This window comes from Pseudomonas sp. COR18 (assembly GCF_048568395.1).
Taxonomy (GTDB): Bacteria; Pseudomonadota; Gammaproteobacteria; order Pseudomonadales; family Pseudomonadaceae; genus Aquipseudomonas; species Aquipseudomonas fuscovaginae_B.
In genome coordinates this window covers 3,140,225-3,152,987 of record NZ_CP183808.1, presented here as the reverse complement: position 1 = coordinate 3,152,987, position 12,763 = coordinate 3,140,225, and the positions used below count along the sequence as shown (strand labels likewise).

The following is a 12,763-nucleotide window of genomic DNA, read 5'->3' as shown; positions in this document are numbered from 1 at the left end:
TCGACTTAGATGTTCTGGCGATCGCCCTTCGGATCGAAGAACACCGACGACACGATCTCCGCCTCGATCACGGTGCCATCTGCCAGCGGTGCGAACACCCGCTCACCCATGCGCTTGAGACCGCCCTTCACCACCGCCATGGCGAACGAATAGCCAAGGGAGTTGTGGGCATAGCTGGAGGTCACGTGACCGACCATCTTCATCGGGATCGACTGCTTCGGATCGAACACCAGTTGCGCACCTTCCGGCAGCCACTGGGTCGGATCGATCGGCTTGAGGCCGACCAGTTGCTTGCGGTCTTCACGCACGCAGTCCTCGCGGTTCATCCCGCGCCAGCCGATCCAGGAGAACGGCTTGGTACGGCCGACGCACCAGCCCATGTTGAGGTCGTCCGGGGTCATAGAGGCGTCGGTGTCCTGGCCGACGATGATGAAGCCCTTCTCGGCGCGCAGCACGTGCATGGTTTCGGTGCCGTACGGGGTCAGGTTGTACTGCTTGCCCGCCTCGACGATCTGCTCCAGCACGCCCATGGCGTAGTCGGCCTGGATGTTGACCTCGTAGGACAGCTCACCGGTAAACGAAATCCGGAATACCCGCGCCGGTACGCCACCGACCAGGCCTTCCTTCCAGGTCATGAACGGGAACGCATCCTTGTCCAGGTCGATGTCGGTGACTTCGCTGAGCAGCTTGCGGCTGTTGGGGCCGGACAGGGTCAGGGTCGCCCAGTGGTCGGTCACGGAGGTGAAGTACACCTTCATGTCCGGCCATTCGGTCTGGTGGTACAGCTCCAGCCACTGCAGGACGCGCGCCGCGCCGCCGGTGGTGGTGGTCATCAGGAAGTGGTTGTCGGCCAGGCAGGCGGTCACGCCGTCGTCGAAGACCATGCCGTCTTCCTTGCACATCAGGCCATAACGGGCCTTGCCCACGTCGAGCTTGGTCCAGGCGTTGGTGTACACGCGGTTGAGGAACTCACGGGCATCCGGGCCCTGGATGTCGATCTTGCCCAGGGTCGAGGCGTCGAGCAGGCCGACGCTGTCGCGCACGGCCTTGCACTCACGCTTGATCGCGGCGTGCATGTCTTCGCCGGCGCGCGGGAAGTACCAGGGACGCTTCCACTGGCCGACGTCCTCGAACTTGGCGCCCTGTTTCACGTGCCAGGCGTGCAAGGCGGTGTAGCGCACCGGCTCGAAGATATGCCCGCAGTGACGACCGGCCACCGCACCGAAGGTGATCGGCGTGTAGTTCGGGCGGAACATGGTGGTGCCCATCTGCGGGATGGTCACGTTCAGCGAACGGGCGGCGATCGCCAGGCCGTTGACGTTGCCCAGCTTGCCCTGGTCGGTACCGAAGCCCAGCGCGGTGTAGCGCTTGACGTGTTCGACCGACTCGAAGCCCTCGCGGGTCGCCAGCTCGATGGCGGCGGCGGTGACGTCGTTCTGCAGGTCGACGAACTGCTTCGGTGCCCGTGCGGTGCCTTTTTCATGAGGCACCTGGAACAGCGCCAGAGTCGGTTCTTCCTGACGGGACAGGGCTTTGGGCAGTACGCCTTCGACCGCCTTGAAGCCGGCTTCACTGGCGGCGCGCACGCCACCTTCGAAACCGTCGGCGAGGGTATCGGCCAGGCTGTAGACGCCGTTCAGGCCACCGACGCACACGCGTTTCTGCGGTGCTTCACCGGCGACGAAGCCGAGGATGTCTTCGCGCCAGACCGGCTTGCCGCCCAGGTGCGAAGCCAGGTGCACCACCGGGCTGTAGCCGCCGGAGCTGGCGATCAGGTCGCAGTCCAGCCATTCGCCGGGGCTGGTCACCTTGTGGGCACGCACGTCGATCGCGGCGACGCGAGCCGCGGTGACGCGCTTGCTGCCACGGGCCTCGATCACGGCGCTGCCGGTCAGGATGCGAATGCCCTTGGCACGCGCCTCTTCCACCAGCGCACCACGTGGGTTGCTGCGGGCGTCGGCGATCGCCACCACCTGCAGGCTGGCATCGAGCCAGTCCAGCGCGACGCGGTAGGCGTGGTCGTTGTTGGTGCTCAGCACCAGTTTCTTGCCCGGTGCCACACCGTAGCGGCGGACGTACACCGAAACGGCGCCGGCGAGCATGTTGCCCGGCACGTCGTTGTTGCCGTAGACCAGCGGACGCTCGTGAGCGCCGGTGGCCAGGACCACGCGCTTGGCACGGACCCGGTGGATACGCTGGCGAACCTGGCCGATCGGCGCGCGGTCACCGAGATGGTCGGTGAGGCGTTCGTGGATGGTCAGGAAGTTGTGGTCGTGATAGCCGTTGACGGTCGCCCGTGGCAGCAGCAATACGTCCGGCAGCGCCTTCAGCTCGGCGATGACGCTGGCGACCCACTCGGCCGCCGGCTTGCCATCGAGGCTTTCGCGGGAGTCGAGCAGGCTGCCGCCGAACTCTTCCTGTTCGTCGGCGAGGATCACCCGCGCACCGCTGCGGGCAGCGGCCAGCGCGGCGGCCAGGCCCGCAGGCCCGGCACCGACGATCAGCACGTCGCAGTGCTGGTTCATGTTGTCGTAGGTGTCAGGGTCGTTCTCGGTCGGCGAACGGCCCAGGCCGGCCGCCTTGCGGATGTACTTCTCGTAGGTCATCCAGAACGACTGCGGGTACATGAAGGTTTTGTAGTAGAAACCTGGCGGCATCAGCTTGCCGCCGACCTTGCCAAGAATGCCCATCACGTCGTTGTTGACGCTCGGCCAGCCGTTGGTGCTGGTGGCGACCAGGCCCTGGTACAGCGCCTGCTGCGTGGCCCGCACGTTGGGGATCTGGGTGGCCTCGGTGGCGCCGATCTGCAGCACCGCGTTCGGCTCTTCGGCACCGGCGGCGAAGATGCCCCGCGGCCGGGAGTACTTGAAGCTGCGGCCGACGATGTCGACGCCGTTGGCCAGCAGCGCGGCGGCCAGGGTGTCACCTTCATAGCCCTTGTAGGTCTCGCCATTGAAGGTGAAGCTCAAGACTTTGTTGCGGTCGATACGACCACCGTTGGACAGGCGATTGACCTGGCTCATACCTTTTCTCCCACAGCCACGCCGGGCGCTTTCGAACTTTCCGCCTTGGCAGCGGTGAATTGGGGCTTCTCGCCGATCTTGTAGGTTTCCAGGATTTCGTAGGTGACCGTGTCACGGGTCACGTTGAAATACTGGCGGCAACCGGCGACGTGGTCCCAGAGTTCGTGGTGCAGGCCGCGCGGGTTGTCGCGGAAGAACATGTAGTCGCCCCACTGCTCGTCGGTGCAGTTGTTGGGGTCCAGCGGACGCGGGATGTGCGCCTGACCGGAAGCGTGGAATTCCTCTTCGGAGCGCAGTTCGCCGCAATGAGGACAGAAGATATGCAACATGGGAGTTTCTCCTGTTAGTGGGCGACCGCTGCAGCGCCGTGTTCGTCGATCAACGCACCGTTGTGGAAACGGTCGATGGAGAAAGGTGCGGCCAGCGGGTGCATTTCACCCTTGGCCAGGCTCGCGGCGAAGACGTTGCCCGAACCCGGGGTGGCCTTGAAGCCACCGGTGCCCCAGCCGCAGTTGAAGAACATGTTCGGTACCGGCGTCTTCGAGATGATCGGGCAGGCGTCCGGGGTGGTGTCGACGATGCCGCCCCACTGGCGGTTCATGCGCACCCGCGACAGGATCGGGAACATCTCGACGATGGCCTGGATGGTGTGCTCGATCACCGGGTACGAACCACGCTGGCCGTAGCCGTTGTAGCCGTCGATACCGGCACCGATCACCAGGTCGCCCTTGTCGGACTGGCTGATGTAGCCGTGCACGGCGTTGGACATGATCACGCTGTCGATGATCGGCTTGATCGGCTCGGACACCAGCGCCTGCAGCGGATGGGACTCGAGCGGCAGGCGGAAGCCGGCCAGTTTCGCCATGTGCCCGGAGTTACCGGCGGTGACCACGCCGACGCGCTTGGCGCCGATGAAGCCCTTGTTGGTTTCCACGCCGATGCACACGCCGTTTTCCTTGCGGAAGCCGATCACTTCGGTCTGCTGGATCAGGTCGACGCCCAGGGCGTCGGCACCGCGGGCGAAGCCCCAGGCCACGGCATCGTGACGGGCCACGCCGCCGCGACGCTGGACCGTGGCGCCCATGATCGGGTAGCGGGTGTTCTTCGAGCAGTCCAGGTACGGAATCTCGTCCGCCACCTGCTGGGCGTTGAGCAGCTCGCCATCGACGCCGTTGAGGCGGTTGGCGCTGACCCGACGCTCGGAGTCACGGATGTCCTGCAGGGTGTGGCAGAGGTTGTAGACGCCACGCTGGGAGAACATCACGTTGTAGTTCAGGTCCTGGGACAGGCCTTCCCACAGTTTCATCGCGTGTTCGTACAGGTGCGCCGACTCGTCCCACAGGTAGTTGGAACGCACGATGGTGGTGTTGCGGGCGGTGTTGCCGCCGCCCAGCCAACCTTTCTCGACCACCGCGACGTTGGTGATGCCGTGTTCCTTGGCCAGGTAGTAGGCCGTGGCCAGGCCGTGGCCGCCACCGCCGACGATGACCACGTCGTAGACCTTTTTCGGGGTTGGCGTGCGCCACATGCGCTGCCAGTTCTCATGGTGGCTGAGAGAATGCTTGAAGAGGCCGAAGCCCGAATAGCGTTGCATAGTCATTTACTCCAAAACCGCTCTCAGCGATAAACCGGGAAGTCCGCGCACAGGGCCGCCACGTGCTTGGCGACATTCGCCTCGACGTCGGCATCGCCGAGGTTGTCGAGGATGTCGCAGATCCAGCCAGCCAGCTCGACGCACTGGGCCACCTTGAAACCACGGGTGGTGACCGCCGGGGTGCCGATACGCAGGCCGGAGGTGACGAACGGCGACTGCGGGTCGTTCGGCACGGCGTTCTTGTTCACGGTGATGTGGGCACGGCCCAGGGCGGCATCGGCGTCCTTGCCGGTCAGGCCCTGGCGAATCAGGCTGACCAGGAACAGGTGGTTATCGGTGCCGCCGGACACTACATCGTAGCCACGTTTTACAAACACGCCGGCCATGGCCTGGGCGTTGTCGATCACCTGCTGCTGGTAGGCCTTGAAGCCAGGCTCCAGCGCTTCCTTGAAGCACACGGCCTTGGCGGCGATCACGTGCATCAGCGGGCCGCCCTGGGCGCCAGGGAATACCGCGGCGTTGAGTTTTTTCTCGATCTCTTCGTTGGCCTTGGCCAGGATCAGGCCGCCACGCGGACCACGCAGGGTCTTGTGGGTGGTGGTGGTGACCACGTCGGCGAAGGGGATCGGGTTGGGGTACAGGCCGGCGGCGACCAGGCCGGCGACGTGGGCCATGTCGACGAACAGCAGCGCACCGACCTTGTCGGCAATGGCGCGGAAACGTGGGAAGTCGAGGGTTTTCGAGTAGGCGGAGAAACCGGCGACGATCATCTTCGGCTTGTGCTCGACCGCCAGGCGCTCGACTTCATCGTAGTCGATCAGGCCGGTATTGGTGTCGATTCCGTACTGAACGGCGTTGTAGAGCTTGCCCGAGGACGACACCTTGGCGCCATGGGTCAGGTGACCGCCGTGGGCCAGGCTCATGCCCAGGATGGTATCGCCGGCCTGCAGCAGCGCCAGGTACACGGCACTGTTGGCGGAGGAGCCGGAGTGCGGCTGGACGTTGGCGTAGTCGGCACCGAACAACTGCTTGGCGCGTTCGATGGCCAGGGCCTCGACCTTGTCCACGTGCTCGCAGCCACCGTAGTAGCGCTTGCCCGGGTAGCCTTCGGCGTACTTGTTGGTGAGGCCACTGCCCTGGGCCTGCATCACACGCTTGCTGGTGTAGTTTTCCGACGCGATCAGTTCGATGTGATCTTCCTGGCGCTGCTCTTCGGCATTCATGGCGGCCAACAGTGCGTCATCGTAACCCTGGATCTGGTCTTGCTTGCTGAACATCGCGTCTCTCCCAGCGGCAGTGCGCCATTTCTTTTTGGTGGGGCACAGCTATTCGGTGGTGCCCTTTGATAGCGATGGTATGACCGGCGCAGACGCGTCAAATGCCTACGCACGCCTTGCAAGGGTGCGTTTACGACATGGTCGTGGCGCGATCGAATAAAGGAGGGCCGGCCCCCCGCAAACCACGGGTGCCACTCGGTCCCTGCAGGAACCTATACCCCTGTGGGAAACCTCAACCCCCGCAGGGGCCGGATTTATCCGCGAACCGGTCCTGGAGATCGCTAAACGCTTCGCGGATAAATCCGACTTCCACAGGGACAGGGCGGCTTCCACAATGGCCGCTCCAGGCTTTTGATTGAATGGTTTTTTCCTACGGAAACTGTGCCTGTGCGCTGACGTCGATTCTGGTTACAGTGCAGGTCGTAAACGACCATAAGGACCGGGCCATGACCGACAAGAGCCAACAATTCGCCAGCGACAACTATTCCGGTATCTGCCCCGAAGCCTGGACCGCCATGGAACAGGCCAACCATGGCCACCAGCGCGCCTATGGCGACGACGAGTGGACCCAGCGTGCCGCCGACGGTTTCCGCAAGTTGTTCGACACCGACTGCGAGGTGTTCTTCGCCTTCAACGGCACCGCCGCCAACTCCCTCGCCCTGTCGTCGCTGTGCCAGAGTTACCATAGCGTGATCTGCTCGGAGACCGCCCACGTCGAGACCGACGAATGCGGCGCACCGGAGTTCTTCTCCAACGGTTCCAAGCTGCTCATCGCGCGCACCGAAAGCGGCAAGCTGACCCCCGATTCCATCCGCGAAATCGCCCTCAAGCGCCAGGACATCCACTACCCCAAACCCCGGGTGGTGACCCTGACCCAGGCCACCGAGGTCGGCAGCGTCTACACCCCGGACGAAGTCCGCGCCATCAGCGCCACCTGCAAGGAACTGGGCCTGCACCTGCACATGGACGGCGCACGCTTCTCCAACGCCTGCGCCTTCCTCGGCTGCACGCCGGCCGAGCTGACCTGGAAGGCTGGCGTCGACGTGCTGTGCTTCGGCGGGACGAAAAACGGCATGGCCGTGGGTGAGGCGATCCTGTTCTTCAACCACGACCTGGCGGAGGACTTCGACTACCGCTGCAAGCAGGCCGGGCAACTGGCGTCGAAGATGCGCTTCCTCTCCGCGCCCTGGGTCGGCCTGCTGGAAAACGACGCCTGGCTCAAGCACGCCCGCCACGCCAACCATTGCGCGCAATTGCTGAGCAGCCTGGTCAAGGACATTCCCGGCGTGGAACTGATGTTCCCGGTGGAGGCCAACGGCGTGTTCCTGCAACTGTCGGAACCGGCGATCGTCGCACTGACCGCCCGGGGCTGGCGCTTCTACACCTTCATCGGCAAGGGCGGCGCGCGCTTCATGTGCTCGTGGGACACCGAGGAAGCGCGGGTAAGGGAGCTGGCGGCGGATATCCGCGAGGTCATGTCCGCCTGAACAACCGCTTGAACGTGGCGCTCCCGTGCAAGACGGGAGCGCCAATAGCGCAACGGACGCTGCCGCGCGCGACCCGCCGCTGCGCAGCGAGCCACACAGTGACTCAGTTCTGCCCGATCGTCCTGGAAATCACGTCCACCGTGGCACTGACCTGCTCCTGGCAACGATCGAGCACCTCACGGTGTTCACGCTGTTCCTCGATTCGCTGGGAGCACAGATTCAGCGCGGTGAGCACCAGCAGTTGCTCACCGATCAACGTGGGAAACTTCTTCTTGGTATCGACCAGGGCGGTCTTGAGCATCTGGGTCGCCTCCAGCAGCGTCTGCTCATGCCCCGCGGGGGCCTTGATCGAGTAGTCCTCGCCGAGGATCGAGATGACGGTCACGCCGTCGTTGCTGGCTCTCATGCGCTCACGGGACCTGCGCTGACACGCTCGACCAGCGCCTGGATACGGGCGGCGGTAGCGCCCTGTTTCTCTTCCTGCTCCATCAGGCTCAACTGCAGGCTTTCGTTTTCATCCTTGGCCCGGGCCAGTTCGGTATTGAGTTGAGCATTGGCGGCCAACAGCTCCTGCTTCTGCTGCACCAGTTCGCTGACCAGTTGCTCCAGTTGGTTGAGGGAAGTCTCCAGCATTTTCTTGATCTCTCGGGCAGTTTCAAAGGGCGCGTACGATAAAGAAAAGCCCCCCGGTTTGCCAGGGAAAAACGCTCGCAAAGCCTTGATTTTACTGGCACGGGACTTCTCTTCGCCCCATAGGGACTGCGATTGGCGAAACATGTTCCGAACCTTCCGTCGCAAAGCCGCGACTGCGACAAATCCGCGCAGCGCCCTTTAGACTTTAGTCGTAGGACCGATAAGTCAGGTAGAGCTTCATCCAAAAGGCCGCACGGAACGCGCTTCTCTCAGGAAACATCATGTCCCTACGCACAATGAACATCGCTCCGAGAGCGTTCCTCGGTTTTGCCATCATTGGCACACTCATGCTGATTCTGGGCGTGTGTTCGCTGATCCAGATGAGCAAGATCCGTGCAGCCGCCGAGCAACTCACCAGCAACAGCGTGCCCAGTATCAAGACCCTGGACGAGTTCACCCAACTGACCCTGCGCCTGCGGGTGCTCTCCTATCGCCTGCTGACCAATCGCGAGCCGGATATCCAGGCCAAGACCCTGGAACTGTTCGCCCAGCGCAACCAGCAGATCGACAGTGCCCGTGCGGTTTACGAAAAACTGATCGTCAGCCCCGAAGAGCGGGCGGCCTACGAGCAGTACGGGCAACTGCTCGGGCAGTACCGGCAGATCGAAGAGCGCATGAAGAACCTGTCGCGCAACAATCAGATGGCCGAGCTGACCGCCCTGCTCAACAGCGAATTGCTCACCAACTCCGAGCAGATCAACGCCGTACTCAACCGCCTGCTGGAGATCCTCAACCAGCAGACCAACGACAACAACCAGCAGGCGCGCGAACAATACGACGCGGCCTTCAACCTGGTGGTGATCCTGCTGCTGCTCGCCACCACCCTGACCTGCCTGTTCGCCTGGCTGCTGACCCGCAGCATCACCCAGCCGATCGCCCAGGCCCTGAACGCCGCCGAGCATATCGCCGAGGGCGACCTGACCCATCCGATCGTGGTCGACGGCACCGACGAGGCCGGCCGCCTGCTGCAGGCCATGCTCAAGATGCAGCAGAAACTGCGCGACACCCTGCAGCGCATCTCCGGCTCGGCGACCCAGCTGGCCTCCGCCGCCGAGGAGCTGAACAGCGTCACCGAGGAAAGCGCCCGCGGGCTGCAGCAGCAGAACAATGAAATCGAACAGGCGGCCACCGCGGTCAACGAGATGACCAGCGCGGTGGAAGAAGTCGCGCGCAATGCCGTGAGCACTTCCGAAGCCTCGAAAAACGCCACCGCCTCGGCCGGCGACGGTCGCGACCTGGTACAGGAAACCGTCAGCGCCATCGAACGCATGAGCAGCGACGTGCAGAGCACCGCGACGCTGATCGGCAACCTCGCCGACGAGTCCCGGGATATCGGCAAGGTGCTGGACGTGATCCGCGGCCTGGCCGACCAGACCAACCTGCTCGCGCTGAATGCGGCGATCGAGGCGGCCCGGGCCGGGGAAGCCGGGCGTGGTTTTGCCGTGGTCGCCGATGAAGTACGCGCACTGGCCCACCGCACCCAGCAGTCGACCAGCGAGATCGAACGGATGATCGGCAGCATCCAGGGCGGTACCGAACAGGCGGTGGACTCGATGCGCAACAGCACCGAGCGCGCCGAATCGACCCTGAACATTGCCAAGGGCGCAGGCCTGGCGCTGGACACCATCAACAGCGCGATCGTCGAGATCAACGAACGCAACCTGGTGATCGCCAGCGCGGCCGAGGAGCAGGCCCAGGTGGCCCGCGAGGTGGATCACAACCTGGTGAACATCCGCGACCTGTCGGTACAGTCGGCCACCGGTGCCGGCCAGACCAGCGCGGCGAGCAACGAGCTGGCGCGCCTGGCGGTGGATCTCAACGGGTTGGTGGCGCGGTTCAGCCTGTAAACCGCGGCGCGCCCTTCGCGGGCAAGCCACGCTCCTACAGGATCGAGTCGTTCAAAAATGCAATGAACGACGCAACCCTGTAGGAGCGTGGCTTGCCCGCGAAGAGACTCACACCGCCCTCAATCAGTACTCGATCCGCACATCGCCCTTCGGCACGCTGCAGCACGACAGGATGTAGCCCTCGGCCACGTCCTCGTCGGTGATCCCGCCGTTGTGCTCCATGTCCACCTCGCCGCCCAGCTTGAGCACCTTGCAGGTCCCGCAGATGCCCATGCCGCAGGCCTTGGGAATCATCAGGCCCAGCTTGGCCGCCGCCGCGTGCACGGTTTCGCCCGGTGCCACGCGAATGCTCTTGCCGGTGGCGGTGAACTCCACCTGGTGCAGGTCGGCCGCATCCACCGGAGGTGCGTCGGCGGCCTGTTCGGCCTGCTCCACCGCATCGGCCCGGGCTTCCGGCGGCGTCGCGCCAAAGGATTCCTCGTGGTAGCGGCTCATGTCGAAGCCCGCCGCCTCCAGCAGACGCTTCACCGCGTTCATGTACGGTGTCGGGCCGCAGCAGAACACTTCGCGCTCGAGGAAGTCCGGCGCCATCAGTTCCAGCATCTTGTGGTTCAGGTAGCCGCGATAGCCAGCCCACGGCTCGCCCAGGCCGTGTTTTTCACAGATCAGGTGCAGGCTGAAGTTGTCGATCCGCGACGCCATGTGTTCCAGCTCGCGGTGATAGATGATGTCCTTGGGCGACCGGGCGCTATGGATGAACACCATGTCGACGTTGCCGTTGGTATCGTAGAACCAGCGGGCCATGGACATCACCGGCGTGATGCCGACGCCACCGCTGAGGTACAGCACCTTGGGGCTGGGGAAGTCGATGGCGTTGAACAGGCCCACCGGACCGTGCACCGCCAGTTCCTGGCCCTCGTGCAGGGTGTCGTGCAACCAGTTGGACACCTTGCCGCCCGGCACCCGCTTGATGGTCACCGAGAAGCTGTAGGGCACCGACGGCGAGCTGGAAATGGTGTAGGAGCGCATGATCTGCTGTCCTTCGATTTCCAGCTCCAGGGTGACGAACTGCCCCGGCTTGAAAAAGAACATGATCGGCTGATCGGCCATGAAGCAGAAGGTGCGCACATCCCAGGTTTCCTGGATGACCTTCACACAGCGCACGATATGCCGACCATTGGCCCAGGTCTGGGTCGTTACCGGATTCAGGAAGTTGTTCGACATGTTGTTCTCCACCGCTGACTGTCAGCTCTTATGGTGGCGATTCTGCGCAAGGCCCAAGCGCCCCGTTTACCTATTCGCGACATTGGCATGCTTATCGCGACCAGCCCCTAACGACGGGTGCTTGCGCGTCGGGAACGGATTCGGCCGTGTCGCCCATGGATAAGGTCCTGGTCGCTGCCAGCCCCACACTCCGTCGCAAATGATCCGCTGTATTTCTGTCTTGCGTCGCAACCGTGTGGTCCGAACCTGCTGCATCGACCACTTAGCCAATATTCGTCGGCCACACCGCATGGCCATGAGGACCTGAACGATGGACAACACCACCACCCTGAGCCTGGGCGACCCACTGGAGCCCGCACGCAAGGCCACCGCACAGATGCTGCAGGAACGTGAGCGGACCTTCTCCCTGCCACAACCGTTCTATTCGGATGACCGCCTGTTCGAAATCGACATGCAGGAGATCTTCCACAAGGAATGGCTGATCGCCGGCATGACCAGCGAGATCCCGACCAAGGGCAACTACCTGACGCTGCAGATCGGCAAGAACCCGATCATCGTCATCCGCGGCGCCGACGGCGTGGTCCACGCCTTCCACAACGTCTGCCGGCACCGCGGCTCGCGCCTGTGCACCGGCGAAAAGGGCAAGGTCGCCAAGCTGGTCTGCCCCTACCACCAGTGGACCTACGAACTCGATGGCCGCCTGCTGTTCGCCGGCACCGAGATGGGTGCCGACTTCGACATGAAGCAGTACGGCCTCAAGCCGGTCAACGTGAAAACCGCCGGCGGCTATATCTTCATCAGCCTGGCCGAGAACCCGCCACCGATCGACGAGTTCCTCAGCACCCTGAGCCACTACATGGAACCCTACGACATGGAGAACACCAAGGTGGCGGTGCAGACCACCTTGATGGAAAAGGCCAACTGGAAGCTGGTGATCGAAAACAACCGTGAGTGCTACCACTGCAACGGCTCCCACCCGGAACTGCTGAAAACCCTGCTGGAATGGGACGACGTCACCGACCCGCGTGCCGACCAGGCGTTCAAGGACCACGTGGCCGCCTCCGCCGCCGCCTGGGAAGCCGAGAAGATCCCCTATGCCCACGCCAGCTTCGGCCTGCGCAACCGTATCGTGCGCATGCCGCTGCTCAAGGGCACCGTATCGATGACCATGGACGGCCAGCAGGGCTGCAAGAAACTGATGGGCCGGATCAAGAACCCGGACCTGGGCTCGATGCGCATCCTGCACCTGCCGCACTCGTGGAACCACTGCATGGGCGACCACATCATCGTGTTCACCGTGTGGCCGATCAGCGCCCAGGAAACCATGGTCACCACCAAGTGGCTGGTGCACAAGGACGCGGTCGAGGGTGTCGACTATGACGTGGCGCGCATGCGTCAGGTCTGGGATGCCACCAACGACCAGGACCGTCGCCTGGCCGAGGAAAACCAGCGCGGCATCAACTCCGTGGCCTACCAGCCCGGCCCGTACTCGAAGACCTACGAGTTCGGCGTGGTCAACTTCATCGACTGGTACAGCGAGCGCATGCTGAGCAACCTGGGGGCAGAGCCTGCACCATACCTCAAGGGCGTGCCGGTTAACGGCTAAGGGCAAAAGCTT

At 63.6% G+C, this 12,763-nt stretch carries 10 protein-coding genes and 1 pseudogene; 4 read left to right on the top strand and 7 right to left on the bottom strand.

Features of this window, described 5'->3' with window-relative positions; translation table 11 throughout:
- Positions 1-5: 5 nt before the first annotated feature.
- The 4 genes from ACM62G_RS14470 to ACM62G_RS14455 are packed head-to-tail and all read right to left on the bottom strand — an operon-like array spanning position 6 to position 5,894.
- Positions 6-3,023 (bottom strand): sarcosine oxidase subunit alpha, encoded by a 3,018-nt coding sequence (locus ACM62G_RS14470; RefSeq protein ID WP_054064616.1) that lies wholly within the window; start codon positions 3,021-3,023, stop codon positions 6-8.
- Positions 3,020-3,352 carry a sarcosine oxidase subunit delta gene (locus ACM62G_RS14465; RefSeq protein WP_054058087.1) on the bottom strand — a complete coding sequence of 111 codons (333 nt, stop codon included), beginning with the start codon at positions 3,350-3,352 and terminating at the stop codon, positions 3,020-3,022. The genes ACM62G_RS14470 and ACM62G_RS14465 overlap by 4 nt, the downstream gene beginning before the upstream one ends.
- Before the next feature lie 14 nt (positions 3,353-3,366).
- Complete coding sequence (locus ACM62G_RS14460) at positions 3,367-4,617, bottom strand: sarcosine oxidase subunit beta (protein WP_054058086.1); 1,251 nt, start codon at positions 4,615-4,617, stop codon at positions 3,367-3,369.
- A gap of 23 nt (positions 4,618-4,640) precedes the next feature.
- Positions 4,641-5,894 (bottom strand): serine hydroxymethyltransferase, encoded by a 1,254-nt coding sequence (locus tag ACM62G_RS14455; RefSeq protein WP_419737365.1) that lies wholly within the window; start codon positions 5,892-5,894, stop codon positions 4,641-4,643.
- 446 nt (positions 5,895-6,340) lie between these two features.
- On the opposite strand from ACM62G_RS14455, the gene ACM62G_RS14450 reads away from it, so the two are divergent.
- Positions 6,341-7,381, top strand: a complete 1,041-nt coding sequence (locus tag ACM62G_RS14450) for a low specificity L-threonine aldolase (protein WP_273825827.1) — start codon at positions 6,341-6,343, stop codon at positions 7,379-7,381.
- 103 nt (positions 7,382-7,484) lie between these two features.
- Here ACM62G_RS14450 and ACM62G_RS14445 read toward each other — a convergent pair whose 3' ends face one another.
- Positions 7,485-7,787: a cell division protein ZapA gene (locus tag ACM62G_RS14445; RefSeq protein ID WP_054058083.1), complete on the bottom strand. Its 303-nt coding sequence runs from the start codon at positions 7,785-7,787 to the stop codon at positions 7,485-7,487.
- Positions 7,784-8,014 carry a hypothetical protein gene (locus ACM62G_RS14440; protein ID WP_054058082.1) on the bottom strand — a complete coding sequence of 77 codons (231 nt, stop codon included), beginning with the start codon at positions 8,012-8,014 and terminating at the stop codon, positions 7,784-7,786. The genes ACM62G_RS14445 and ACM62G_RS14440 overlap by 4 nt, the downstream gene beginning before the upstream one ends.
- 281 nt (positions 8,015-8,295) lie before the next feature.
- Here ACM62G_RS14440 and ACM62G_RS14435 point away from each other — a divergent pair.
- Positions 8,296-9,018, top strand: a pseudogene (locus ACM62G_RS14435) (MCP four helix bundle domain-containing protein); the annotation flags it as partial.
- 30 nt (positions 9,019-9,048) lie between these two features.
- Positions 9,049-9,921 (top strand): methyl-accepting chemotaxis protein, encoded by an 873-nt coding sequence (locus tag ACM62G_RS14430; RefSeq protein WP_419737523.1) that lies wholly within the window; start codon positions 9,049-9,051, stop codon positions 9,919-9,921.
- A gap of 123 nt (positions 9,922-10,044) precedes the next feature.
- Here the strand turns inward: ACM62G_RS14430 and gbcB are convergent, their stop codons facing one another.
- Positions 10,045-11,145 (bottom strand): glycine-betaine demethylase subunit GbcB, encoded by a 1,101-nt coding sequence (gbcB, locus tag ACM62G_RS14425; protein ID WP_054058080.1) that lies wholly within the window; start codon positions 11,143-11,145, stop codon positions 10,045-10,047.
- A gap of 310 nt (positions 11,146-11,455) precedes the next feature.
- Between gbcB and gbcA the strand changes: the two genes are divergently transcribed.
- A complete protein-coding gene (gene gbcA / locus ACM62G_RS14420; RefSeq protein ID WP_054064613.1) occupies positions 11,456-12,751 on the top strand; it encodes a glycine-betaine demethylase subunit GbcA in 1,296 nt (431 codons plus the stop codon).
- The last annotated feature ends 12 nt before the right edge of the window (positions 12,752-12,763 follow it).